At 61.1% G+C, this 24,852-nt stretch carries 21 protein-coding genes; 1 reads left to right on the top strand and 20 read right to left on the bottom strand.

Translation table 11 applies throughout. The annotated features are described in order from the left end of the window. Positions 1-3 precede the first annotated feature (3 nt). The 17 genes from lpxB to pyrF form a co-directional block, all read right to left on the bottom strand. The gene (lpxB, locus tag NWI01_RS09690) at positions 4-1,194 is read right to left on the bottom strand and encodes a lipid-A-disaccharide synthase (protein ID WP_141383650.1); all 1,191 of its coding nucleotides are present in this window, start codon (positions 1,192-1,194) and stop codon (positions 4-6) included. Beyond that, the gene (locus NWI01_RS09695) at positions 1,194-2,051 is read right to left on the bottom strand and encodes an LpxI family protein (protein ID WP_141383651.1); all 858 of its coding nucleotides are present in this window, start codon (positions 2,049-2,051) and stop codon (positions 1,194-1,196) included. Before NWI01_RS09695 ends, lpxB begins: the two co-directional genes overlap by 1 nt. 19 nt (positions 2,052-2,070) lie before the next feature. Beyond that, on the bottom strand, positions 2,071-2,877 hold the full coding sequence (gene lpxA / locus NWI01_RS09700; protein ID WP_141383652.1) for an acyl-ACP--UDP-N-acetylglucosamine O-acyltransferase: 807 nt from the start codon (positions 2,875-2,877) through the stop codon (positions 2,071-2,073). Beyond that, a complete protein-coding gene (fabZ, locus tag NWI01_RS09705; RefSeq protein WP_011315105.1) occupies positions 2,877-3,332 on the bottom strand; it encodes a 3-hydroxyacyl-ACP dehydratase FabZ in 456 nt (151 codons plus the stop codon). The genes lpxA and fabZ overlap by 1 nt, the downstream gene beginning before the upstream one ends. 19 nt (positions 3,333-3,351) lie before the next feature. Then, positions 3,352-4,440, bottom strand: coding sequence for a UDP-3-O-(3-hydroxymyristoyl)glucosamine N-acyltransferase (gene lpxD / locus NWI01_RS09710; protein WP_141383653.1), 1,089 nt, complete (start codon positions 4,438-4,440; stop codon positions 3,352-3,354). Positions 4,441-4,473: 33 nt separating this feature from the next. After that, positions 4,474-7,005, bottom strand: a complete 2,532-nt coding sequence (bamA, locus tag NWI01_RS09715; RefSeq protein WP_141383654.1) for an outer membrane protein assembly factor BamA — start codon at positions 7,003-7,005, stop codon at positions 4,474-4,476. A 284-nt stretch (positions 7,006-7,289) separates the two neighbouring features. Beyond that, entirely contained in the window at positions 7,290-8,441 is a 1,152-nt protein-coding gene (locus NWI01_RS09720) for a M50 family metallopeptidase (RefSeq protein WP_141383655.1), read from the bottom strand. A 327-nt stretch (positions 8,442-8,768) separates the two neighbouring features. Beyond that, the gene (gene dxr, locus NWI01_RS09725) at positions 8,769-9,992 is read right to left on the bottom strand and encodes a 1-deoxy-D-xylulose-5-phosphate reductoisomerase (protein ID WP_141383656.1); all 1,224 of its coding nucleotides are present in this window, start codon (positions 9,990-9,992) and stop codon (positions 8,769-8,771) included. Between the two features lie 3 nt (positions 9,993-9,995). Beyond that, positions 9,996-10,838, bottom strand: coding sequence for a phosphatidate cytidylyltransferase (locus tag NWI01_RS09730; protein ID WP_141383657.1), 843 nt, complete (start codon positions 10,836-10,838; stop codon positions 9,996-9,998). A gap of 163 nt (positions 10,839-11,001) precedes the next feature. Further along, positions 11,002-11,760, bottom strand: coding sequence for an isoprenyl transferase (locus NWI01_RS09735; protein WP_141383658.1), 759 nt, complete (start codon positions 11,758-11,760; stop codon positions 11,002-11,004). A gap of 18 nt (positions 11,761-11,778) precedes the next feature. Next, positions 11,779-12,342 (bottom strand): ribosome recycling factor, encoded by a 564-nt coding sequence (gene frr, locus NWI01_RS09740; RefSeq protein WP_141383659.1) that lies wholly within the window; start codon positions 12,340-12,342, stop codon positions 11,779-11,781. Between the two features lie 51 nt (positions 12,343-12,393). After that, the gene (gene pyrH / locus NWI01_RS09745) at positions 12,394-13,110 is read right to left on the bottom strand and encodes a UMP kinase (RefSeq protein ID WP_141383660.1); all 717 of its coding nucleotides are present in this window, start codon (positions 13,108-13,110) and stop codon (positions 12,394-12,396) included. 49 nt (positions 13,111-13,159) lie between these two features. Then, entirely contained in the window at positions 13,160-14,083 is a 924-nt protein-coding gene (tsf, locus tag NWI01_RS09750; protein WP_141383661.1) for a translation elongation factor Ts, read from the bottom strand. A gap of 125 nt (positions 14,084-14,208) precedes the next feature. Beyond that, the gene (locus NWI01_RS09755; RefSeq protein ID WP_141383662.1) at positions 14,209-15,207 is read right to left on the bottom strand and encodes a 30S ribosomal protein S2; all 999 of its coding nucleotides are present in this window, start codon (positions 15,205-15,207) and stop codon (positions 14,209-14,211) included. A gap of 191 nt (positions 15,208-15,398) precedes the next feature. Then, the gene (gene dnaE, locus NWI01_RS09760) at positions 15,399-18,905 is read right to left on the bottom strand and encodes a DNA polymerase III subunit alpha (protein ID WP_141383663.1); all 3,507 of its coding nucleotides are present in this window, start codon (positions 18,903-18,905) and stop codon (positions 15,399-15,401) included. Positions 18,906-19,569: 664 nt separating this feature from the next. Further along, positions 19,570-19,782: a CPXCG motif-containing cysteine-rich protein gene (locus NWI01_RS09765; protein ID WP_141383669.1), complete on the bottom strand. Its 213-nt coding sequence runs from the start codon at positions 19,780-19,782 to the stop codon at positions 19,570-19,572. Between the two features lie 135 nt (positions 19,783-19,917). Further along, a complete protein-coding gene (gene pyrF / locus NWI01_RS09770; protein ID WP_141383664.1) occupies positions 19,918-20,640 on the bottom strand; it encodes an orotidine-5'-phosphate decarboxylase in 723 nt (240 codons plus the stop codon). A gap of 294 nt (positions 20,641-20,934) precedes the next feature. Here pyrF and NWI01_RS20305 point away from each other — a divergent pair, with 294 nt between their 5' ends. After that, positions 20,935-21,174, top strand: coding sequence for a DUF3551 domain-containing protein (locus NWI01_RS20305; RefSeq protein ID WP_141383665.1), 240 nt, complete (start codon positions 20,935-20,937; stop codon positions 21,172-21,174). A 41-nt stretch (positions 21,175-21,215) separates the two neighbouring features. Here the strand turns inward: NWI01_RS20305 and NWI01_RS09780 are convergent, their stop codons facing one another. The 3 genes from NWI01_RS09780 to proS all read right to left on the bottom strand — a co-directional run bounded on the left by NWI01_RS09780 (position 21,216) and on the right by proS (position 24,596). After that, complete coding sequence (locus NWI01_RS09780; RefSeq protein ID WP_141383666.1) at positions 21,216-21,914, bottom strand: ABC transporter ATP-binding protein; 699 nt, start codon at positions 21,912-21,914, stop codon at positions 21,216-21,218. A 9-nt stretch (positions 21,915-21,923) separates the two neighbouring features. Then, positions 21,924-23,204 (bottom strand): lipoprotein-releasing ABC transporter permease subunit, encoded by a 1,281-nt coding sequence (locus NWI01_RS09785; protein ID WP_141383667.1) that lies wholly within the window; start codon positions 23,202-23,204, stop codon positions 21,924-21,926. A 72-nt stretch (positions 23,205-23,276) separates the two neighbouring features. Next, complete coding sequence (proS, locus tag NWI01_RS09790) at positions 23,277-24,596, bottom strand: proline--tRNA ligase (protein WP_141383668.1); 1,320 nt, start codon at positions 24,594-24,596, stop codon at positions 23,277-23,279. Between the last annotated feature and the right edge of the window lie 256 nt (positions 24,597-24,852).

Genomic DNA, 24,852 nt, shown 5'->3' on the forward strand with positions numbered 1-24,852 from the left:
GCTCTAGGTGCGCCTGCGCGACTCCCGCATGACTTCGATCACGATATCGGCTGCCCGCTCACTCGGCGAGCGCTGCCCGGTGGCCATGATGGTATCGAGCCTGGCGAACGCTTTGAGCTGACGCCGCCGCATCGGTGAATCCGTCAGAATCTCCTGTAGCGCCGGCGCGAGCTTGCCGGGCACGCAGTCCTCCTGAAGGAATTCGGGGATCACATTCTCGCGCATCACGAGGTTGGCCAGAATGACCGATGAAACGCGAATGACGCGCCGCGCGATCCAGGCTTCCACGCTGCCCGCTTTGTATGCGGCAACCATCGGAACGCCGGCCAAAGCGAGTTCGAGCGTTACGGTGCCTGACTTGGCGAGCGCCGCGCGCGCCACACGGAACGCGGCGCGCTTGTCATCCTCGCCGACCACGACCCTTGGCCGACGCGGCCAGGTTGCGAGCGCCGTTGTGATCTCATCGACAAGATGAGGCGTCGTAGGCAAGACCACGTCAATCTCGGGGATACTCTGCTGCAACACCCCGATGGCCTCGCCGAAGACGGACAGGTGATGGCGGATTTCACTACGCCGGCTTCCGGGCAACACCAGAAGCGTCGGGGGGGCTGAATCGCGCCGCTGACGTTCCAGCGCGTCCGGCCGGAGCACGCCGACCTGCTCCAATAGCGGATGGCCCACATAGGTGCAGGGCGGCCCTTCAAGCCTGCGATAGGCTTCGGGTTCGAACGGCAGCAACGCCAGGACGTGATCGACATAGCCGCGCATGGCCCGCGCACGACCGGACCGCCACGCCCACACCGAGGGAGAAACGTAATCCACGATCGGCAAGCCACGGCATCGGGCGCGCACCCGTCGCGCCACGCGGTGGGTGAAGTCCGGACTGTCGATGATGACGAGCACGTCCGGCGCGGCCGCGATAACGGCATCCGCCGTCCCCCGAATCCGCCGTAAGATCATGGGAAGCTGCTTCACGACGGCTGTGAATCCCATGATCGATAGTTCCTCGATCGGGAACAACGACACCAGGCCTTCCCGCGCCATCGTCTGACCTCCGACGCCTTCGAACCGCACGGAGCAGCCGAGCCGCCGACGCAGAGCTTTCATCAGGCTGGAGCCCAGGCGATCGCCGGACTCTTCCGTTGCGATGAGGAATATTTTTCGGGAAGGATTTGCGGATGCCTCGTCCGGCATTATTCAGACAGCCCGACAACGAACAGGTCTGATGAATCCGCCGCATCGACCAGCGCCTGTGGTTCCGCGACGAGCGTATTGCCGGCGACAACGGCCAGTCCAGCCAGACCGGCGGCGGCCGCATTCGCGATGGTCCGCGGACCCAGCGTCGGCAGATCGTATCGCAAATCCTGTCCGTGCTTCGGCGCCTTCACGAGCACGCCGCGCGGAGCCTTGGCACGAATTCGTCCTGCGGCGCGCAACTGGGCGATACGAGCCAGAAGCGCGTCCGTCCCTTCGATGCCTTCCACGCCGACCACATGAGCGTCGATCACAACGACGGCCTGCCCGACATCGAAGGGACTGAGCGCACGCAGCACGTCCAGCCCCCTGGCGATGTCAGCGGCCGCGGATTGGTCCGGCGCTTTCCGGGTCAGGCATCCGGCCGGCATCAACAGATCCGGCGCGATATCCTTGATCCCCACCATTCGAAAACCGTCGCGCTCGAGAATGCGACCAATCCCCGACAGCAGATGATCGTCGCCGCCGCGAAATGCCGCCAGGACCTGTCCCATGGCCCGAATGGTCCCCCAGTCCAGGCGAATCTCCGACAGCGCCGGGCGAACCAGCGTCCCGATGAAAACCAGATCGCGACAGTTTTCAGCGCGCAACAGCCGCACGGCCTTCCCGATCTGGCCGACCGCGATCCAGTGGTGCTGGAAGCGCGACACTCTTTCCGGATCGCACACGCCCTTTAACGCGAAAAAGACGGGCTTGAGACCTCGCGCGGTCAGTGAATCGGCGACCGCGAACGGCAACACTCCGCCGCCGGCGATCAAGCCGATCGGCGAAGACATACCCGAAACACGATCAGTCATGACTGGCACGCCGGCTCCGCTATGCGGATTTGTTTGCGCCACCCTCCGGCAAGCAGAGAGGACGATGCTTATCAGCGCCAATGAACGTCAGGATCTCCGCGATGGCGGGATCGTCCGACGCACGTGACTGGACGCGCTGGAGACGGTCCGCAAAGAGACCCGGCCCGTAAAACAGTTCCTGATAGAACGTCCTGACCCTGGCAAGACGCTCACGGGTGAACTTGCGGCGTCTCATTCCGACGACGTTGAGGCCCTCAAGATGCCCATGCTGGCCATTGACGAAGCCGTACGGAATGACATCGCCGCGGATGCCCGTGAGGCCCCCAATCATCGCCTGCCTGCCGATCCGCGCGAACTGATGCACGGCGGAAAGGCCGCCGATATAGACGAAATCCCCGATCTTGCAGTGTCCGCCCAGCGTTGCCGAATTGGCGAAGACCACGTCATCGCCGACCTGGCAGTCGTGGCCGACATGGCTGTAGCTCATGAAGAACCCACGCGCGCCGATGCGCGTCACGCCGACATCCTTGGGCGAGCCGACGTTCATCGTCACGCTTTCACGGATCGTGCAGCCCTCGCCGATCTCCAGGCGCGTCGGCTCGTTTCCGTAACCCATATCCTGCGGCGCGCCACCCAGCGCGGCGAAAGGATAGATCGTGCAACCCGCGCCGATGGTCGTGTGTCCGGTGACGGATACATGCGAGATGAGGCGGCAGTTCGGGCCGAGCACGACATGAGGACCGACCGTGCAGAACGGTCCGATCTCAACCGATTCGCCGATCACGGCGCCATCTTCAACCCGGGCGGTGGGATCGATCCTGCTCATCAGTCGGTCAGCATCGCGCCGACGTCGGCTTCGGCGACGATCGTGCCGTTCACCTTGGCATCACCATGGAACCACCACATCGTCTTGCGGCGCCCGATGCTGCGCATGTGATACTCGACAATATCGCCGGGCATGACGGGTTTGCGGAACTTGCACTTGTCGATCGTCAGAAAATAAACCGCGCGCGGCTTCTCCGTGCCTTCCACCGACATGATGCCGATGACGCCTGCCGTCTGCGCCATCCCCTCGATCATAAGCACTCCCGGATAAACCGGCCGCTCCGGAAAGTGTCCCTGAAACGCAGGCTCATTGAACGTGACGTTCTTGACGCCGATCCCGCTATGGTCGGCCCGAATATTGAGGACGCGATCGATCAGCAGAAACGGATAACGATGAGGGAGGGTTTTGAGAATGGTGGCAATGTCCACGTGCTCGAACCTGACCGGCGACTCCATCACTCAGCACCTCGATCCTTCATTCGATAACCCGATCCTTCGGGGCGGCTTTGGGCGATCCGGCATCGGGAGCGCCATCGCGCACGAGCCGTTCCACCGCGAGGAGCTCGCGAAACCACTGCCTGGTCGGCTTCGCGAAATACCCGCCCCAGCGGCCGTTCGCAGGAATGTCGTCCTTGACCCCGCTCATCGCCGTGACCTGCGCACCGTCGCCGATGTGGAGATGGTTGTTGATCCCGACCTTGGCGCCCAGCGCGACGTTGTCACCGATCGTCAGGCTGCCCGCCAGGCCGATCTGCGCCGCCAGCAGACAGCGACGGCCGATCGTCACGTTGTGTCCGATCTGAACCTGATTGTCGATCTTTGTGCCTTCTCCGATAACCGTGTCGCGCAGGCTGCCGCGATCGATGGTCGTGCCGGCGCCGATCTCGACATCGTTCTGGATCAGCACGCGCCCGGTCTGCGGAACCTTCACATGGCCTTCCGCGCCGAAGAAAATAAAACCGTAACCATCCTGCCCGATATGACAGCCGGGGTGGATGAGGACATTGTTCCCGATGAGCGTTGCTTGAATCGTCGTTCCCGCGCCGACGTTGCAGTTTCTGCCGATCCGGACGCCCGGGCCGATCACGGCGCCGGACCCGATAACCGAGCCGCGTCCGATCTGGACGTCGGGGCCGATCACCGCCAGCGGATCGATCACGACATCGTCTTCGAGATACGCCGATGAATGGATGACGGCGGACGCAGCGACCGCCGTATTGTCGAACCAGGACTGTGGCCGCAACGCATCGCCATGGAAGTCCCGGGCGATGCTGACGAACGCGCGAAACGGAGCCTTCGAGCGCAGAACCGCCACATGGGCCGGCACATCGGCTTCGAAACGCGGGCTGACCAGACAGGCGCCCGCCTTCGTCGCCGCAAGTTGCCCGGCATATTTATGGTTGTCAAAGAACGCGAGATGCATGGGCCCGGCCTGATCGAGCGAGGCCAAGCCTATAATCCGAATGTCGCCCCGGGACGCATCGACCAACAGCGATCCCGTCGATGCGGCGATCTCCGCCAAAGTCGACGGCGGCGGGCGCTTAAAGAATGCCGGTTGCGTCATTCCATCCGTCGCAGTTGGCGGTCATGGTCACGTTCAGAACGTGGTTCCGCCGCCGAACCTGAACTCCTGCACCCGGTCGAACCTGCCCTTCGTGATCGGCACCGCGTAGTCGAAGCGAAGCGGGCCGAACGGAGACTGCCAGATCAGGCCGACGCCGACCGAGCTTCGGATCACATTGGTGTCGTCGTACTGAAGGCCGGCGCAGGTGCCCGGATTAGCGTTCGACGTACTTGGCGAACATCCCGGCGCATTGAATTCATTGGTCAGCGCGTACGACGTCGGCCCCTGATAACCCCAGAGCGAACCGGCATCCGCGTAAACGGCGCCCTTCAAACCCACTTCCTTCGGCATGAACCAGAACGGCATCTGCAACTCGACCGACGCCCCCCAGTACTTCGTGCCGCCCAGGGCATCCATCGTGCTCAGATAATTGACATCGCGCGGACCGATGCCGTACGGCGCGAAGCCGCGCACCAGATTCGGTCCCATCTGGAAGTTATCCAGCATGCGGATTCCGTTCTGTCCGGCATAGGCGCCGACATTGTTCAGGATACCGCCTTGCAGATGGATCAGGCCGACGATGTCGGAGACCAGCGGCTGATAATACTTCGCGTCGAGCGCCGTCTTCAGGTATTTGACGTCGCCGCCGATGCCGGCGAAATCCTGCCTGAAATCGATCAACAGACCGGCGGTCGGGTTCTTGTTGTTATCAAGGGTGTTGTAGGTCAACGTGTAGCCGAGCATCGAGGTCAGCGTCCGCCCGCGCTCCAGTTCCTGACGGATCGGCAGCGACGCCTCGCCATCGGAATAGCAGCCCATATTGACTCCATCCCATACGCCCATGGCATTCATGAACGCCGGTGAGGGATTGTACGGCAAGCCATTGGTGAGACTGTTGTTACAGTTTCGCAGAGCGCTTGGCAGACCGATCTCCTGCTGGAAGATCGAATAACGCAGTTGCAACGTCAGATCCTCGCGCAGGCCGAAACCGAGCCGCGGACTGAATCCGAGCGTCTTCATGTTATAGGAGATCCACTGGTTGGAAAGCTGTTCGCGCTGGTAAAGATCGAGCCCGAGCGCGACGCGATAGTCCAGCAGGAACGGCTCGACAAACGACAGCGAGTATCCCCTCGACCATTGTCCGTACTGAACCGAAGCCTTCGCATACAGACCACGGCCGAGCAGATTGCGCTCGGAAACACTGACTTCCGCAAGTGCGCCCTGGGTGGTGGAGAAGCCGCCGGACACCGAGAAATCACCGGTCGACTTATCTTCGACCTCGACGTCGAGAATGACGCGATCGCTGGAGGAGCCGGGTTCGGCCGTGATCTTGACCGTCTTGAAGAAATCGAGATTCTTCAGGCGTCGTTCCGCACGATCCACCAGCGAACGATTGTAGGCATCGCCTTCCGAAACATCGAACTCGCGCCGGATCACATAATCCCGCGTTCGCGTGTTGCCCCTGATGTTGATGCGCTCGATATACGTTCTCGGCCCTTCGTCGACCGCGAACACGATCGAGACGGTATGCGCGTCGAAGTTGCGATCACCGCGCGGACGCACGACAGCAAAAGCATATCCGCGCCGCGACGCCTCGACCTGCATCTCCTCGACGGACTTCTCAAGCGCTTCAGCGTTGTAGAGCGATCCCACGTGAACGTGAGAAAAACTGCGCATTGAATTTCCATCGAACGTCGGAATCGACGACTCGAACGCCACCGATCCAACGCGGTACTGCTGGCCTTCCTCAATCTTGAAGGTCACAAGAAACCCGTGGCGTCCGGGATCGTACTCGGTCAGGGCAGCAATGATCTGAACATCGGCATAACCGTTCTTCAGATAAAAACGACGCAGCAAATCCCGATCGGCCTCGACGCGATCAGGATCGTACACATCCCCTCCACCGAGAAAGCTGAGGAAATTCGATTCGTGCGTCTTGATGACGTCCTTCAGGCGATAGGACGAAAATGCCTGGTTGCCGACAAACTCGATCGACGCGACGCCGGTTTTATCGCCTTCGACGATCGAATAAATCAGATCGACACGGTTGTTCGGCTGCTCGATGAATTCGGGAGTGACGCGCACGTCGTAGCGGCCGGAGCGGCGATAGATTTCGACGATTCGCTGAACGTCGGACTGGACCATCGGCCGGGAAAACGTGCCGCGCGGCTTGGACTGGATCTCCGTCTTCAGTTGATCGTCCTTCACCTTCTTGTTGCCCTCGAAGGCAACGCGGCCGATGACTGGATTCTCGACGACCGAGACCACCAGTCCGCCCCCAGCCCGATCGATTCTGACATCCTGAAACAGACCGGTTTCGATCAGCGCCTTCAAGGCGTCGTCAATGCTGGCCTGGTCAAGACGCCCGCTGGCGTCCGGCTTGAAATAGGAACGGATCGTCTCCAGCTCGACACGGCGGTTCCCCTGAACGGAGATCGACGACAGCGTCTGCGCGGCAGCGGAGGACGATACAAGGGGAACGGTCACAGCGACGGCGGCCGGCACGGCAATGGCAATCAGGGCGGCGAGCAATATCCCCCTTGAAACCCGCATTCCAACATTCATGCGCAACGCGCCCTTATCAATTCTGACGCCGCCCAGTTCCCCACAGGCGGCAGATTCTCATTACGCGCTGCTTGTAGCCAATTTTCTCGCAGTCGCAAACGGCCTTTAGCAGTATAATTCTAATTTAATTCCAAGACGTTGCCCATTAGACACGCTCGATCACGATGACGCCCGGATCAAGGTCCGGCAGAAATCGAATGTGATCGGTTCCAGGAAAATCACGCCCAGCCCAAAGGCGAAAATCGCAGGCGATTCTTCCTGATTCCCGTCCGTGGGCGAGCGACTCACGATCGAGCCAGATGCAGAATATCGTTGTAGGTGGCGAAAACCATCAGCATCAGCACCAGGCCCAACCCGATTCGGAACCCCACTTCCTGAGCACGCTCGGATATCGGACGACCTCGCACGGCTTCCGCCGCATAGAACAAAAGGTGTCCACCATCCAGCAACGGAACCGGAAACAGGTTCAACAGCCCGATCGACACGGACAGAACGGCGGCAAGATGGATCAAGGCGGCAGGGCCGATCGTCGCCACCTGCCCGGAGATCTGGGCGATTCGAAGCGGCCCGCCGACCTGGTCGGCCGCCTCGCGCCCGGAGAATATCCCGCCGATATAAGCCATCGTGCGATCGATGACGAACCAGGTTTCCTCGACTCCCATCCAGAGCGCCGTCACCGGATTCACGTATTCCGTGGTGACGTCTCCCGGCGAGGTCGAGCGCGTAATCCCGAGAACGCCGATCCGGTGCGTGTTTCCGAACCTGTCCTTGATCTCCTTGAGTTCCGGCACGCCCTTCAGATCAACGATCGAATCGCCTCGCTTCACGACGAATGCCAGCGTCTCGCCGGCCTTGGTGCCGACGATCCGCTGCATGTCGGAAAAGCTGTCGATCCTGCCGCCATTAATCGCGGTCACGATATCGCCGGCCTTGAAACCGGCCGCTTCGGCGGCGCTGCCGGCCTGCACCCCGTCGACGCGCGCTGTCGTGCTGGGCTTGCCGAGAAACATGAACAAGCTGGCGAAAATAACGATCGCAAGGATGAAGTTGGCGACGGGTCCAGCGGCAACGATCGCGGCGCGCCGGCTAACAGACTTGTGATGAAAGCTGCTCCCACGCTCCTCCGCCGTCATGGAGGCAAGAGCTGAACTCGATGGCGTGCTGGCCTCGGAGTCATCGCCAAAAAACTTGACGTATCCGCCGAGGGGAATGGCGGAGAGCTTCCAGCGCGTCCCGTGCCTGTCGTTGAAGCCCGCCAGTTCGGGCCCAAACCCCACGGAGAACGTCAGCACCTTCACACCCGCCCAGCGCGCGACGAGGAAATGGCCGAGTTCGTGAAAGAAAACCACGATGGTGAGGACAAACAGGAACGGAATGATGTAGCCGATCAAGCCTGAGCTTAACATATTGAAACTATTAAGAAAAAAATCGGACATTCCGTTTCCTTCGCCCAAGGCCGAAGGCCCTGTTCCCATCCACGCCCAGAGCATTTCGCGGCCGGGTGGAATCCGGTTCGCGTAGAAAAATGCTCTCACTCAATCTCGATAACTGGCGCGTACTCCCGATCGCAAAACCCGGATCAACTTCTGCGGAGTATGCGCTAGTGTCCCGAATCCGAAGTTCGTCTCATTTTGCAGCATCCTCCTTAGCGAACTTCGGATTCGAAAGGACACTAGCAACTCTATGAATCTAGTGTGGCTTAGGTTCAGAAGTTCGCTTGAAGGACTCGCAGGGAAAATGAAGCGAACTTCTGAACCACTACACTAGGATGCCTTTGCGGCAATTTGAGGCAAGAGCGATGCAGCCATATTTCGCGCGTTATGGTCAACGGCGATGGCGTCGTCAGCCGATGCCAGCGGCGCGAGATTTCCGGCCCGGACCCAGCCATTCATGGTTGCCTCGACCAGGCGCGCGATGGCGCCGAACCTGATCTTCTCGGCGATGAACGCCGCGACGGCAATCTCGTTTGCGGCATTGTAGACCGTGGTCGCGCCCTGCCCCGTCCTCAGCGCATCGTAGGCGAGCCGCAAGGCGGGAAACCGCGCGAAATCCGGCGCCTCGAAGGTCAACTGTCCGATACTGGCGAGATCGAGTTTCACCGCCGGCCCCGCGATGCGTTCGGGCCAGCCGAGGCAATGCGCGATCGGGGTCCGCATGTCGGGCGTGCCAAGCTGAGCGACGACGGATCGATCGGAGAACTCGACCATGCCGTGGACGATGGATTGCGGATGCACCAGGACGTCGATCTCCTCGGGCTCGAGCGCGAACAGACAGGCGGCCTCGATAACCTCCAGCCCCTTGTTCATCATCGACGCCGAATCGATGGTGATCTTCCGTCCCATGCTCCAGTTGGGATGCTTCAGCGCCTGCGCCAGAGTCGCGTTCTCGATGTCAGCCGCCGCCCAGGTGCGAAACGGGCCCCCCGACGCCGTGATGATGACGCGCGTGAGTTCATCGCGGTTTCCTGAACTCAGGGCCTGAAACAAGGCATTGTGTTCGGAATCCGCCGGCAGGATACAAGCCCCCGCCTTGGCGGCGCGCTGCATGAAGAAGTCACCCGCACAGACCAGGCACTCCTTGTTCGCAAGCGCAATCGTCGTGCCGCGATCCACGGCCGCAAGCGCGGGCTTCAGTCCGGCCGCGCCGCTCACTGCGGCCATCAGCCAGTCGGCCGGCCGCGAAGCGGCCTCGATAATCGCGCTTTCGCCGACGCCACACTCGATGCCGGTGCCGGCAAGCGCGTTCTTCAACTCGTCAAAGCGCGAGGCATCCGCGACCGCCACGAATCGCGCGTCAAACTCGCGCGCCAGTTTAACGAGACCCTCAACATTGGAGTTCGCGGTCAGCGCCTCGACCCGGTAGCGGCCCCGCGCGCCGCGCAACAAATCCATCGTGCTGTCGCCGATCGATCCGGTCGCTCCCAGAACCGTCACGGTCCTGACGCCAGCCTCGACCGGCTTGTCGTTCTTCAACGGAACAGCACTCATATTTCACCAAACCATCAGAGCGTGGCCGATGCCATCGGCATCACCACGCAGAAATCCGAAAAGCGCGGCGAAGACAATCGCCGCGACAAAGCCGTCGAGACGGTCGAGCAAGCCGCCGTGCCCGGGAATGATCTGACTGGAATCCTTGACTCCGAAACGTCTCTTGACCGCCGATTCAAACAGGTCGCCCGATTGCGACACGATTGACAGAAAAGCGGCGAGCAGCAGCAATGGAGCCAATCTTCCGAGATCGAAAGCGGCAAAACCCGCGGCGACCGCGAGGCCGCCGGCAAACCCGCCGACTGCACCTGCCCAGGTTTTCTTAGGACTGACGCGAGGCCACAATTTTGGTCCACCAATTCCACGACCCGCGAAATATCCCCCGATATCGGCAGCCCACACCACGAACAGCACGAACATCAGCGCGACGAATCCATAGTCGCCATCGAGGCGCACCTGCGCCGATGCAAATGCGGCCGCCGCCGCGTAACAAAATCCGGCCACCGACCAAAGGCGCAGCCGGCGCGACACCGCAGCCACCGCCACGCCACCGATCAAAAGCGCAGCCAACGAAAGCGCGCCGTATCCGAACGCCAGGCACAGGCCCGACACGACGAGCGCCGCAATCCCTGCGGCGACCGTCTGCTTTTCCTGCGCGGCGCCGACGATCGTCAACCATTCGACGTACATGCCGATCGCAGCCAGCGTGACGAGTGCGATCCATAACGGTCCGCCAGTCCAGGCGATCGCGATCGCGGCCGGCGCGAGAACCAGCGCCGCCATAATGCGCATCCTGAGATTTTGTGATCCGCTTGCGGCCGCCGGCGCGCGTTGATCCTGATCCACGCTAGTGTCCCGAGTCCAAAGTTCGAATATCCTTAGCTAAAGCGCTTTCGAGCGAAGTGGCATCCGGTTCGCTTAAAGAAAACGCTGTGATTTGGGCCAATGATCTTGATCGGCGCGTTTCATCACGCGACCGGCAACCACCTTCGTTCGAGAAAACTGACAGTCATGATCCGGTTTTCGCGGCCAGCCCGCCGAAGCGGCGTTCGCGTCTTGCATATTCGGCGATCGCTCCTTCAAGCGCCGTCCTGTCGAAATCCGGCCAGTGAATCGGAACGAATACAAACTCACTGTAAGCCGCCTGCCACATCAGGAAATTCGACAGACGCTGCTCGCCGCTCGTGCGGATGATCAGGTCAGGATCGGGAATGTCCGGGGCGTCGAGATGTCGACCCAGCATATCGGCGTCGATCGTGGCCGGGTCGCGCTTACCCTCAGCGACTTCGCGAGCAAGGCGCTGGGCGGCTTTCGCGATTTCCTGCCGCGAACCATAGTTGAACGCAACGACAAGATTAAGCCGGTTGTTATTCTTCGTCAGGTCCTCGGCTTCGGTCAACAGCGCGCAGATATCCGGCTCCAGCCCGTCGCGCTCGCCGATAACCCGCACGCGCACCCCGTCGCGATGCAACGTCGCCAGATCATTGCGGACGAACCTCCGCAGCAAGCCGAACAGATCGCTGATCTCGCTCGGAGGCCGCGACCAGTTCTCCGAGCTGAAGGAAAAAATGGTCAGATAAAGGATGTTCAACTCGCCTGCGGCACGGACCACGCGCCTCAAAGCCTCGACACCGCGGCGATGACCTTCCGCGCGCGGCAGTCCTCGAGCGGCCGCCCATCGGCCGTTGCCATCCATGATGATCGCAACATGCAGCGGTGCATCGGCTTGGTCCGATCCCTCGATTGCAGGCGCAACAGCATTCGACATCAGGCCAGTCCAATCCCGCTAAACGGTGAGGATTTCCTTTTCCTTGCCCGCCAGCAACTGATCGATTTCAGAGATGACGCTGTCCGTAGCCTTCTGAACGTCGTTCGCAAGGCGCTTCTCGTCGTCCTCGGAAATCTCGTGATTTTTCTCGAGCTTCTTGAGCGTGTCCAGGCCATCGCGGCGCACATGACGAACCGCCACCTTCGCCGCCTCCGCATATTTGTGCGCGACCTTTACCAATTCCTTGCGCCGCTCTTCGTTAAGTTCGGGAATGCGCAACCGCAATACCTGTCCCTCGGTGGCCGGACTCAGTCCGAGGTTCGAGTCGACGAGCGCCTTCTCCACCGCCTTGACCATCGACTTGTCCCATACCTGCACCGACAAAAGACGCGGCTCCGGAACGCTGATCGTCGCCACCTGATTCAATGGCATGTGGCTGCCATAGGCATCGACCTGCACCGGGTCAAGCATCGAAGAGGACGCCCGGCCGGTTCGCAGCCCCCCCAGCTCATGCTTGAGAGACTGTGTCGCTCCCTGCATTCGTCGCTTCAAGTCGCCAATATCGAAACTTCCCGACACCATGCGCCCTCCATATGGAACTTGCCTGACCTACATCCGATCCGCCGCGACGGATCAACTTGCGACGATCGTCCCGCGGCCGGTCCCCTTCAGGATGGCGCCGATCGAACCCGGTTCGGCGATCGAGAACACAATGATAGGCAGCGCCGTCTCGCGGGCAAGCGCGAAAGCCGTCGCGTCCATGACCTTATAGCCGCCTTCGAGCGCCTGCGTGTGACTTAACCGTTCGAACCGTTTCGCGGACGGATCCTTCTTGGGATCAGAACTATAAACGCCATCCACATTCGTCGCCTTAAGCACGGCTTGCGCGCCGATCTCGGCGGCACGAAGAACCGCCGTCGTGTCGGTCGTGAAGTAAGGATTGCCGGTTCCGCCCGCGAGCAGGACAATACGGTCCTCTGCGAGATACTTGTGCGCGGCACGGCGGGTGAAAAGCTCACAGACCTCAGGCATGACAAACGAAGAGAGGGCACGCGCCGACTGCCCGCGGCGTTCCAGGGCAGCCTCAAGGGCCAGGCAGTTCATGACGGTGGCAAGCATGCCCATGGTATCGCCGGTCGGGCGCGAGACGCCGCGGGACGACACCTCGACGCCGCGGAATATGTTTCCTCCGCCGACGACGACCGCGACTTCCACTCCCAGCGCGCGAGCCTCCGCCAGATCGCCGGCGATCCGATCAATCGTGGGCTGATCGATCCCAAAAGGCTGCGAACCCGCCAGATACTCTCCCGACAGCTTCACGACAACACGACGGTAGGCCGGCCGATCCATGATGCGTTCGCTCCGTCGCGAGTCAGATTGTCCCGCCTTAGATTCGGCGTTACCCCTGTCCGGCCGCCGCGGCAACCTCGGCCGCGAAATCGGACTCGGCCTTCTCAATTCCTTCTCCGAGAGCATAGCGCACAAAGCCCGTAATCTTCACGGGCGCGCCAACCTTGCCCTCGGCTTCCTTGAGTGCCTGACCAACACTTCTCTTGTCGTCGAAGATGAACGGCTGTTCCAGCAGCGTCTGCTCCTTGAAAAAGGTCTTCAGGCCGGACTCGGTGATCTTCTCGATCATCGCTTCCGGCTTGCCCTGCTGCCGGAATTTGTCCGCAAGGACGTCCTTCTCGCGCTTGACGACCTCCGGGTCGACGCCCGAAGGATCGACCGCCACCGGATTGGCGGACGCGATATGCATGGCAACCTGACGGCCAAGCGCCGCGAGCTCGTCGGCATTGCCGGCAGACTCGAGCGCGACGATCACACCCAATTTGCCCGCACCGTCGATCACGGCATTGTGGACATAGCCCGCGACGATCCCCTTGGCGACCTCCAGCGAATTCGCGCGACGCAACGTCATGTTCTCGCCGATGGTTGCGATTGCATCCGAGATCGTCGTCGCCACAGTGGCGTTACCAACCTCGGCGGCCTTGATCACCTCGACGTCGGCACCAACGCTGAGAGCGACCTGAGCCACCATCTTGACCAGTCCCTGAAACTGTTCGTTGCGCGCAACAAAGTCGGTTTCCGAATTGACTTCGACAACCACACCCTTGTTACCGCTGGTGACGACGCCGATCAGGCCCTCGGCCGCGACACGCCCCGCCTTCTTGGCGGCTTTGGAAAGCCCCTTCTTGCGCAGCCAGTCAATCGCGGCCTGCATGTCACCGTCGTTTTCGGTCAGCGCCTGCTTGCAATCCATCATGCCGACGCCGGTGATTTCGCGCAGCTCTTTGACCATCGCCGCGGTGATTGTCGCCATTGCTGTATGTCCTTTGCCTGCCGGGAGATGACGGTACGGTTTCCCCGGCCGCCGTCACCTCTACCCAGGGATCAGTCAGAAAATCGGGCGTGACGCGGCCGGCTGCAACACCGCCGCGCCTCGCGTTACTCGGCTTCGGCTGTCATCGCCTTGGCCTGAGCGACCCAGCCGTCGGCCCGGCTCGGAAGGCCAACCTCCTCGCCGATCCTGTGCGCGGTATCGTGATCGAGCTCGGCTAGCTGCCAATAGTGGAAGATACCGAGATCGTTGAACTTCTTCTCTATCGCCCCGGAAACGCCCGTGAGCTTCTTGAGATCGTCGGCGACACCTCGCGGACCGGCAAGCCCCTGAAAGCCGGCAGGCTGCGCGGCGGCTGGAATCTCTTCCCGCACCGGCTCGACAGAGGCGCCGACATCGATGCCGGATTCGCCCTGAGCCCGTGAAATGCCGTCGATCGCCGCGCGGGCAATAAGGTCGCAATACAGACTGATGGCGCGGCCCGCATCGTCGTTACCGGGCACGATATAGGTGATGCCTTTCGGATCGCAGTTGGTGTCCACGATCGCCGCGACGGGAATGTTCAGCCGCTGGGCTTCCTGGATCGCGATATCTTCCTTGTTGGTGTCGATCACGAACATCAGATCGGGAAGACCGCCCATGTCCTTGATGCCGCCGAGCGAACGATCGAGCTTGTCACGCTCGCGCTGCAACGTCAGCCGCTCCTTCTTGGTGTAGGCATTGGCGTCGCCGGAATTGAGCACCTCGTCGAGATGGCGCAACCGCTTGATCGAACCGGAAATCGTTTTCCAGTTGGTCAACGTGCCGCCCAGCCAGCGCGAATTGACGAAATACTGCGCCGAGCGCTTCGCAGCATCGGCGACACCGTCTTGCGCCTGCCGCTTGGTGCCGACGAACAGGATGCGGCCGCCCCTGGCGACGGTATCGCTGACGGCCTGCAACGCACGATGCAGCAGCGGCACGGTCTGCGCGAGGTCGATAATGTGGATGTTGTTGCGGGCACCGAAAATGTACTCCGCCATCTTCGGATTCCAGCGGTGCGATTGGTGGCCGAAATGAACGCCAGCCTCAAGCAGCTGACGCATGGTGAATTCAGGTATCGCCATGGTTCAATTCTCCGGTTGGTTCCTCCGGAAACGTGTGAGCAGACGAACCGTCAAACCAAAAGGAATGCGGTCCGGCAGCCACCGGACGGCTTTTCAGGCCATGTTTCCGTGTGAGATGGCGGCCTGTATAGCGGGGGTACCCGCCATACGCAAGGCAATCCGATCCCGTTGGGCTGCCCCGCCCGGGCCGGTCAGATCGCCTGAACATCAACGACCCCCGTCACCGCCTTGATCGCGCCAGCGATCTGAGGCGAAACCCGAAAGCGGCCAGGAAGCTTTATTTCGACCTCGGTCTCAAGGTCCAGCATCATCACCAGCGAGACCTCGCCCTCGCCAGCCTGCCTCGACGCAGGAACTTTCGCGGTCCCGGCCGGATCCCCGTTGTCGTTCGCCTGGAGACGCCTTTCGATCGACTCGAGCGGCCTGGAATCGCGCAGGAAGATCCGGAGCCCTTTTTGTGTCTTGGCCGCGGCATCGTCGAGTGGTTCAGCACGGGACACCCGCGCCCGCACCTCCTCGCCCTGCAATTCCGCATCGAGTTGCAACAGCACCGCTGCCCCCGGTTCAAGGACCTCGCGAAACTGCGCGAGACCTTCCGAGAACAGCACCGCCTCGAAATGGCCGCTCGGATCGGACAGGCCGATGATGCCCATCTTGTTACCCGTCTTGGTTCGCCGCTCCATCCGCGAAACCACCGTCGCAGCCACCTTGCCGGCTGTCGCACCGGCCTTCACCGCGCGGGAAAATTCGACCCAGGACTGGACGCGGAGCCGCTTGAGCGCTGTCGCATAATCGTCGAGCGGATGTCCCGACAGGAAAAATCCGACCGCCTCATATTCGCGTCTCAGCCGATCGGCAGGCAGCCAGGGCTCGGCCCGAGGCAGCATGATGTCGGGCGCGTCCGCCAGGCCGCCGAACATGTCATTCTGGCCGATCATCGTTGCCTCGTGGCTGCGCTGGCACGCAGCAAGGACCGCCTCGGCGCCGGCGAACACGCGGGCGCGATTCGGCTCGAGCGCATCGAACGCTCCGGCGGCTGCGAGACTTTCAATGACGCGCTTGTTGATGGCGCGCGGCGGCACCCTGGCGGCGAAATCCGCCAGCGACGTGAACATGCCGGCCTTGCGAGCTTCGACGATCTGCTCGACCGCGTGCGCGCCGACCCCTTTCAGCGCGGCCAGCGCATAACAGATGACGCCTTCCTTCACCTCGAAGGTCGCGCCGGAGCGGTTGATCGACGGCGCTTCGACCTTGATGCCCAGGCGCTGCGCCTCCGCGCGAAATTCCGAAAGCTTGTCGGTGTTGCTCATATCGAGCGTCATCGATGCCGCCAGAAACTCGACGGGAAAATGCGCTTTCATGTAGGCGGTCTGATACGAGACCAGCGCGTAGGCCGCCGCATGACTTTTGTTGAAGCCGTAATCAGCGAACTTCGCCAACAGCTCAAAAATCGTTTCCGCCTGGCCTCGGGGAACGCCGTTGTTGACGGAGCCGGCCACGAAGATCGCGCGCTGCTTTTCCATCTCCGAGCGGATCTTCTTACCCATCGCCCGCCGCAGCAGGTCGGCGTCTCCGAGCGAGTAGCCGGCCATGACCTGTGCGATCTGCATCACCTGTTCCTGATAGATGATAACGCCGAAAGTTTCCTTCAGGATCGGCTCAAGCATCGGATGAAGATATTCCGCCTCTTCCTCGCCGTGCTTGCGCGCGCAATAGGTCGGAATGTTCGCCATCGGCCCCGGCCGGTACAGCGCGACCAGCGCGATGATGTCCTCGAAACGGTCCGGACGCATGTCCACCAGCGCCCGCCGCATGCCCTGGCTTTCAACCTGAAACACGCCGACCACGTCGCCCTGGGTCAGCATCTGGTAGCTGGCCGCATCGTCAAGCGGCAGCGTGGCGAGATCGACGTCGATCCCGCGCTGCTTCAGCAACTTCACCGCGACGTCAAGAACGGTCAGCGTCTTCAGGCCGAGAAAGTCGAACTTCACGAGGCCCGCTGGCTCCACCCACTTCATGTTGAACTGGGTCACCGGCATGTCGGACTTCGGATCGCGATACAGCGGCACGAGTTCGCTCAAGGGCCGATCGCCGATCACGATGCCCGCCGCATGGGTCGAGGCGTGACGCGTCAGCCCCTCAAGACGCTGGGCGATATCGAACGCGCGCGCCACCACCGGATCCTCATCCCGAAACGCCTGTAGCTTCGGCTCTCCTTCGATGGCCTGCTTCAGCGAGACTGGCGCCGCGGGATTTTGCGGCACCAGCTTGGTCAGCTTGTCCACCTGACCATAAGGCATCTGCAGGACGCGGCCGACGTCGCGCAGCACGCCGCGCGCCTGCAACGTGCCGAAGGTGATGATCTGCGCGACCTGTTCGCGGCCGTAGCGTTTCTGCACGTAGTCGATGACCTCCCCGCGCCGCTCCTGGCAGAAGTCGATATCGAAGTCCGGCATCGATATCCGTTCGGGATTGAGGAAGCGCTCGAACAGCAGGCCGAAACGGATCGGGTCGAGATCGGTGATCGTGAGCGCATAGGCCACCAAGGAGCCCGCGCCGGAACCGCGTCCCGGTCCAACCGGAATTCCCCTGGACTTGGCGTGCTTGATGAAGTCCGCGACGATGAGGAAGTAGCCCGCGTAATTCATGCGCGTGATGACATCGAGCTCAAAGTCAAGGCGCGCGCTGTAGTCGTTCTCGGTCATTCCGGTCGAGACGCCATGCACCGCCAGCCGCTTCGCAAGCCCCTCCTGCGCCTGCCGCCGCAATTCGGCGGCTTCATCGTTTTTCCCCTCCGCCGCGCCCGCGTCCGAGGCCACCGTAAAGTGCGGAAGGATTGGCTTGCGTGTCCGGGGCCGGAACGCGCAACGTTCCGCGATTTCGATCGTGGACGATAACGCCTCCGGGATGTCAGCAAAAAGGACAGCCATTTCCGCGCGGGTCTTGAAGCGGTGATCCGGCGTCAATTGCTCGCGATCGGTCTCCGCAACCAGACGACCGCCGGCGATGCATAGCAAGGCGTCATGGGCTTCATAATCACCGGAGGCGGCAAAATAAGGCTCGTTGGTCGCGACCAGCGGAAGACCCTTGGCATAAGCCAGGTCGATCAACGCACCTTCGACCCGCCGCTCCTTGTCGAGCCCATGACGCTGCAATTCCACGTAAAGCCGGTCGCCGAAAATCCCGGCGAGCTGATCGCAGCGGGCCGTCGCAAGCGCGGAATGATCAGCGTTGAACGCCTGCGCCACGGGGCCCTCGGGCCCTCCGGTCAAGGCGATCAAACCTTCGTTTTCATCCCGAAGCCACTCCCAATTGACGTGAGGGCTGCAATGCTCCGGCGTTTCAAGGAACGCTCGGGAGTTCAATCGCATCAGGTTACGATAGCCAGCTTCGCGCGTCGCCAGCAGGACGATTCGAGCAGGCGGTAGCGCGTTCCGGGAATTAGTATCCTGATCTCCGAAGTCCACCGCCAATTCACAGCCGACGATCGGCTGGATGCCATGGCCTGCGACCTTGTCGGAGAATTCCAGCGCTCCGAACATGTTGTCGGTATCAGTGAGCGCCAATGCCGGCTGGTGATCCGCCCTGGCGAGTTCCGCCAGCTTCTGGATCTTGATCGACCCCTTCAACAAGGAATAGGCCGAATGGACATGCAGGTGAACGAAACCTGCATGAGCCGCGAGAGTCTTCTGGGTCATGGTTTCAGGCAATCATCAGCCGGCGCCGGCGAAGGCCGACTCATACAAAAGAATGGTGGGGACTTGCGCCGCGCGAGTCCACGCGAAATCCCCCAACCCGCGCGGCTGTTCTCGTTTTCCCCAGCCGCCCGGATCGTCGGTTTACGAAAGCTGGGGAATAAGCTGCGCCCAGACAGCGACCATTCCGACGAACAGCACGATCGACGCCAGCGCCGACGCCTCCTCGACAAACATTCTCAACATGGCTTCCGTCTCCTTCGACTAGAACATAACGGGAATATTGTTCGTTATTTGTTCTCAAGTCAAGGCAGGACCGATCTAGGAATAATCCCCTTGGTTAATCGTCCCCACGAAACGCTTGAACAGGACCTGTGTCGAGATGAAAGGGCCGATACGAGCTGCTTTTCCGGAGTTTTTGCCGGCACACGCACAATGGCCGGGACTCGCCATGTTTTTTTCTGGCTGAGACTCACGGCCCTATTATTCGGGCGTTCCCGGTCTCAATGCCGAATCAACCGAGCCATCGCGTTTTCGAGCGAATCCGGTTCGCATGAAGAGAACGCATCAAAACACAAAGACAGAGTCGTTCACCTTCCGCTTCTATGGAAGCGGAGAAGACTCTAGCGGCGGCCAGCGCCCCATCGGCACATGGCCGGTTCGGCGATCACTTGCGCGGCCGCTTGGTCAACTTGTACGACCACCATGCCGTTGCGTGGTTCCAGCTCTTGATAGGCTGGTTGCAGATTTTACAATCCGCCTGGCCCGTATCCTTGAACGGACTGGTGTAGACGGTCACGCTGTAGACAGCGCCGCAACCGGGACAGGTATATTCACCGCCGTCGCGGGCTCGCACGCCAGGTTTGAGTTTTTGGGCCATAGCGGCCCGATAGCGCCCTCCGGTCCATTCCGCAAGTTGTTTTGATGGCTTATCCGACGGGATCAGGGTCAACGGCTCAGGAGCGGCGCGGTTGAAAGGAAATGACCGGGCCGAATCTCGCGCAGGCTGCCTGATTCAATCCGGGCGCAGCGCATCCGCCATTTCCTGGATGATCGCCTGCGCGGCGGCTTTTGGATTCTCCGCGGCATAGATCGGCCTGCCCAACACCAGATAATCCGCTCCGGCACGCATGGCCTCAAACGGCGTGGCCACCCGCTTCTGGTCGTGTCTCGCGCCGCCGCTCGGGCGGATTCCAGGCGACACGATCATCAGCTTGTTATTCGTCTGCTTGCGAAGCTCAGCGGCTTCCAACGCCGACGCGACGACGCCGTCGACCCCGACCTCGAGCGCCCGCCTCGCGCGTGCAACGACGAGGTCTTCTACGCCGCATTCGAATCCCATCTCCTTGATATCCTCGGCATCCATGCTCGTGAGCACGGTGACGCCAAGTATCTTCATGTCGGAATTCCCCCGACCGGCGACGGCGGCTTTCATGATGCTCGCGACGCCATGCACCGTCAGGAAGGCGATCTTCAATTCCGCCGCCTGGGCGACCGCGCGCTGAACGGTCTCTTCAATATCGTAATACTTGTAATCCAGGAAAACCCGCTTGCCTTCGGCGATCAGCTCCCTGGCGAACTCGTTTCCGCCGACGAGCTGCAAACCCAAGCCGACCTTGTAGAAAGAGACTTCATCGCCCAGGTCCCGGACAAGCTTTCTTGCATCCTCGATATTCCAGTAATCGAGAGCGACGATCAGCTTCTCGCGAGCAAGATCGGGATCGTGTGAGCCAGTCATACCGCAGGCCGCCTTAACGCGTATCCAGTGTCATGGAATTTAAGGTCTCGAAAGGCGTCGACGATTGGCTGGGGCAGCCGACACCCGACTTCTGAAGTCGTTTTTGCACCGTAGAAGTTGGCATACTTTTCCACAATAGAACTTAGCATATTTTGCTACAATGAAGACTTCCGACAACGGTATATTACACGTAATGTTGGAACTCTCGCCCGCCTGCGGGCTTTCCATGATCTGATATGCCGACCAAAAAAGGCGAAAGTGCTTATCGTTTATCATTCATTCGAGGATTAATTGATGCGTGCAACCCTCACCGCTCTCGCTCTGATCTGCTCGTGCGTTGCGGCTAACGCCTCGGACTGGGACCACCGGCATCCGTTTTGCATGATACTTTTCACGCCAGTCGTGCACAACGATTGCAGCTTTGCGTCGATTGAACAATGCATGGCGCGGGTAAAGGGTTTACCCGCCCAATGCCAGAGGAACCCTTATTTCACCGGCACGCAGAGTAATCGGAGCCGCCGACGTCATCACTGACGTCAAACGAAAAGTCCGGCGCGCCGTCGCGGTCTATCCCCTCAATCCAGTTCGACGACGTGACCGTTCTCAAGTGATACTCGCCGATCCATCCGATCTGCGAGCTCCATGTTATGCGTCGCGATCAGCATTGACACCCGAGTCGCTTTCACAAGCTGCATCAGCGCATTGAACACATGATCCGCCGTTTGGGGATCCAGGTTGCCGGTCGGTTCGTCGGCAAACAGCACCCGGGGCGCGTTGGCGACGGCTCGCGCGATCGCAACCCGCTGCTGCTCACCACCGGACAATTCCGCCGGACGGTGCGTGACCCGATCCTCAAGGCCGAGATAGGCGAGAATTTCGCGCGCGCGCTTGACCGTCTCAGCGCGCTTCAGACCACGGATCATCTGCGGCAGCATCACGTTTTCGAGCGCGGTGAATTCCGGAAGAAGGCGGTGCGACTGATAAACGAACCCGATATCGTTGCGCCTTATCTGCGTGCGCTCCACATCCGAAAGACCGGACGTCGCGGTTCCTCCGATGTAGACCTCTCCCGCATCGGGGCTTTCAAGCAGCCCGGCAATATGCAGCAGGGTCGACTTTCCCGATCCCGAGGGAGCCACCAGTGCGACGGACTGCCCCGCCCACAAGGCAAGCTTGGTGCTGTCCAGAATCGTCAGCCGTGTTTCACCCTGCGTATATTCGCGCTTGATGTCGTGAAGATAGACAATCGGCGTTTCCTTCTTTCCCTGCTCCATGTCGATTGCTCACTCGTACCGCAAGGCTTCGACGGGATCGAGGCGGGCCGCGCGCCATGACGGATAAAGAGTGGCGAGAAACGACAGCGTCAGCGCCATGATCACGACGGCGCTGGTCTCCCGCGCATCGATCTCGGCGGGCAGCTTGGACAGGAAATAAAGCTCCGGCGAGAACAGCTCGGTGCTGGTGAGCCACGAAAGGAACGCCCGGATCGACTCGATGTTGAGGCAGACCACCAGCCCCACGATAAAGCCGGTAAGCGTGCCGACCACGCCGATCGCGGCTCCCGTGATCAGGAAGATGCGCATGATCGCCCCCTGCGAAGCTCCCATGGTGCGCAGGATGGCGATATCGCTCCCCTTGTCCTTGACCAGCATGATCAGCCCCGACACGATATTCAGCGCCGCGACGAGGACGATCAGCGTCAGGATCAGGAACATCACATTGCGCTCAACCTGGAGCGCATTGAAGAACGTGGAATTGCGCTGCCGCCAGTCGACCAGAAACACCGGCCGGCCGGCGGCCTCTGTCACCGATTTGCGGAAGTCATCGATCTTGTCCGGATTGTCCGTATAGACCTCGATCGAGGTGACATCGTTGGCGCGATTGAAATAGGCCTGCGCCTCGGCCAGTGGCATGAATACGAAGGTGGAGTCGTATTCGGACATCCCGATCTCGAACACCGCCGCGATCTTGTACGGCTTGATGCGTGGAGTCGTGCCCATCGGAGTCACGGCCCCGCGCGGCGCGACCAGCGTCACGCTGTCGCCCGCGTGCAGCGAGAGTTGATCGGCCAGGCGCCGGCCGATGGCCACGCCCTGCCCCTCGTCGAAGCCGTCGAGCGTCCCCTGTTTGATGTTCCTGGCGATGGAGGTGAGATTGTTGAGATCATCGGCCCTGATGCCCCGGACAAAAACACCGGCGGCATTATAGGGCGAAGAGCCGAGCGCCTGACCGTCGACGACAGGGGCGGCAAGCCGTATCCCCTGCACCTGGCTGACACGGTCCGCCACCTCCTTCCAGTCGGTGAGCGGCGATTCCAGCGGCTGAACCAGGAGATGCCCGTTCAGGCCAAGGATCTTGCTGAGCAGCTCCGTGCGAAAGCCATTCATGACGGCCATCACGATGATCAGCGTGGCCACGCCGAGCATGATGCCGAGGAACGAGAATCCGGCGATGACGGAGATGAACCCTTCCTTCCGGCGCGCTCGCAGATAGCGTCCGGACAGCATCCACTCGAAGGCAGCGAAAGGCTTGGTCCGGAGCGGCTCGTTCATGGTCTCATCCATCGTTCGATAATCCCATGATTCGGACCAATTGTGGCCGGAATGGCATTGAGAAACGCGCGCGGTGGATAATCGCTACGCCATCAGCCGCGCAACCGCATCCTCCAGCGCGACACTCTCACGTGACCCGTCCTCGCGCCGCTTGATCTCGACCTTGCCTTCGGCGAGTCCCTTCGGACCCACCATTACCTGCCAGGGACTCCCGATCAAGTCGGCGGTTGCGAACTTCGCGCCGGCCCGCTGGTCGGTGTCATCGTAAAGCACATCGACGCCCTTGGCGGAGAGCTCGCGATAAATCCGCTCACACGCCTCATCAGTGTCACTGGCGCCTTGTTTCAGATTCAGGATCGCGACCGTGAACGGCGCCACCGCGTCCGGCCATTTGATGCCCGCCTCATCATGACAGGCCTCGATGATCGCGCCGACGAGACGGGAGACCCCGACGCCGTAGGAGCCGCCGTGGATCGGCTGCTCGACGCCATCAGGGCCGGTTACAAGCGCCTTCATCGACTCGGAATACTTGGTGCCGAAGTAGAAGATCTGGCCGACCTCGATGCCGCGCGTATGAATGCGCCTTTCTTCCGGAACCTCGCGCTCATAGCGCGAGCCGTCGTGCACGTCCTCCGTCGCGGCATAGGCCGCGGTCCATTGCCTGACGATCGGCGTCAGATCGCCGTCGTAATCCACTTCCGTGCCGGGCACCGGAAGATCTAGAACATCCTTGTCGATATAGACGCCCGACTCGCCCGTCTCGGCAAGAACGATGAATTCATGGCTGAGATCGCCGCCGATCGGGCCGGTTTCCGCCCGCATTGGAATCGCCTTCAAGCCCATGCGCGCGAATGTGCGCAAGTAGGCGACGAACATCCTGTTGTAGGAGCGCCGCGCGCCGGCTTCATCGATATCGAAGGAATAGGCATCCTTCATGAGGAATTCGCGACCGCGCATGACGCCGAAACGGGGACGCTGCTCGTCGCGGAACTTCCACTGGATATGATAGAGGTTGAGCGGCAGGCTCTTGTAGGAGCGGATATAGCCGCGGAAGATCTCGGTGATCATCTCCTCGTTGGTCGGCCCATACAGCAGCTCGCGCTTGTGTCGATCCTGAATCCGCAACATCTCCGGCCCATAGGCATCGTAACGCCCGCTCTCGCGCCAGAGGTCCGCGAGTTGCAGCGTCGGCATCAGCAGCTCGATGGCGCCGGCGCGGTTCTGCTCCTCGCGCACGATGGCCTCGATCTTCTTCAGCACCCGAAGACCCAGTGGAAGCCAGGCATAGATGCCGGCGGCCTCCTGGCGTATCATGCCCGCCCGTAGCATCAGCCGGTGCGAGACGATCTCGGCCTCCTTCGGAGTCTCCTTCAGAATCGGCAAAAAAAACCGCGACAGTCGCATGATCAGGCCTGGAATCGCTTGGGGATACGGATACCGGCAGTGAAACCGGATCGGCCGGCAAAATACAAGGTCCGCGAGACGACAAGCCACGCGAAAACAGCCGAATTTCACGCGCCTGAAGCATTTCAAGCACGTGGAGCGCGGTGCTCCCGATAGCGTTTACGAGCGAAGCATGTCCTCGGGCTTGACCCGAGGATGGAATCCGTTTCGCTCGAAAGCGCACATCTAGAGCATGATCCGATCAAGTTGAATCGGA

This window comes from Nitrobacter winogradskyi (assembly GCF_006539545.1).
Classification (GTDB): Bacteria; Pseudomonadota; Alphaproteobacteria; order Rhizobiales; family Xanthobacteraceae; genus Nitrobacter; species Nitrobacter winogradskyi_A.

Excerpts from the sequence above, each read along its gene's own strand:
- lpxB (WP_141383650.1), bottom strand. The coding sequence starts at position 1,194 with ATGCCGGACGAGGCATCCGCAAATCCTTCCCGAAAAATATTCCTCATC.
- NWI01_RS09695 (WP_141383651.1), bottom strand. The coding sequence starts at position 2,051 with ATGACTGATCGTGTTTCGGGTATGTCTTCGCCGATCGGCTTGATCGCC.
- lpxA (WP_141383652.1), bottom strand. The coding sequence starts at position 2,877 with ATGAGCAGGATCGATCCCACCGCCCGGGTTGAAGATGGCGCCGTGATC.
- fabZ (WP_011315105.1), bottom strand. The coding sequence starts at position 3,332 with ATGGAGTCGCCGGTCAGGTTCGAGCACGTGGACATTGCCACCATTCTC.
- lpxD (WP_141383653.1), bottom strand. The coding sequence starts at position 4,440 with ATGACGCAACCGGCATTCTTTAAGCGCCCGCCGCCGTCGACTTTGGCG.
- bamA (WP_141383654.1), bottom strand. The coding sequence starts at position 7,005 with ATGAATGTTGGAATGCGGGTTTCAAGGGGGATATTGCTCGCCGCCCTG.
- NWI01_RS09720 (WP_141383655.1), bottom strand. The coding sequence starts at position 8,441 with ATGTCCGATTTTTTTCTTAATAGTTTCAATATGTTAAGCTCAGGCTTG.
- dxr (WP_141383656.1), bottom strand. The coding sequence starts at position 9,992 with ATGAGTGCTGTTCCGTTGAAGAACGACAAGCCGGTCGAGGCTGGCGTC.
- NWI01_RS09735 (WP_141383658.1), bottom strand. The coding sequence starts at position 11,760 with ATGTCGAATGCTGTTGCGCCTGCAATCGAGGGATCGGACCAAGCCGAT.
- frr (WP_141383659.1), bottom strand. The coding sequence starts at position 12,342 with ATGGTGTCGGGAAGTTTCGATATTGGCGACTTGAAGCGACGAATGCAG.
- pyrH (WP_141383660.1), bottom strand. The coding sequence starts at position 13,110 with ATGGATCGGCCGGCCTACCGTCGTGTTGTCGTGAAGCTGTCGGGAGAG.
- tsf (WP_141383661.1), bottom strand. The coding sequence starts at position 14,083 with ATGGCGACAATCACCGCGGCGATGGTCAAAGAGCTGCGCGAAATCACC.
- NWI01_RS09755 (WP_141383662.1), bottom strand. The coding sequence starts at position 15,207 with ATGGCGATACCTGAATTCACCATGCGTCAGCTGCTTGAGGCTGGCGTT.
- dnaE (WP_141383663.1), bottom strand. The coding sequence starts at position 18,905 with ATGACCCAGAAGACTCTCGCGGCTCATGCAGGTTTCGTTCACCTGCAT.
- NWI01_RS09765 (WP_141383669.1), bottom strand. The coding sequence starts at position 19,782 with ATGGCCCAAAAACTCAAACCTGGCGTGCGAGCCCGCGACGGCGGTGAA.
- pyrF (WP_141383664.1), bottom strand. The coding sequence starts at position 20,640 with ATGACTGGCTCACACGATCCCGATCTTGCTCGCGAGAAGCTGATCGTC.
- NWI01_RS20305 (WP_141383665.1), top strand. The coding sequence starts at position 20,935 with ATGCGTGCAACCCTCACCGCTCTCGCTCTGATCTGCTCGTGCGTTGCG.
- NWI01_RS09780 (WP_141383666.1), bottom strand. The coding sequence starts at position 21,914 with ATGGAGCAGGGAAAGAAGGAAACGCCGATTGTCTATCTTCACGACATC.
- NWI01_RS09785 (WP_141383667.1), bottom strand. The coding sequence starts at position 23,204 with ATGGATGAGACCATGAACGAGCCGCTCCGGACCAAGCCTTTCGCTGCC.
- proS (WP_141383668.1), bottom strand. The coding sequence starts at position 24,596 with ATGCGACTGTCGCGGTTTTTTTTGCCGATTCTGAAGGAGACTCCGAAG.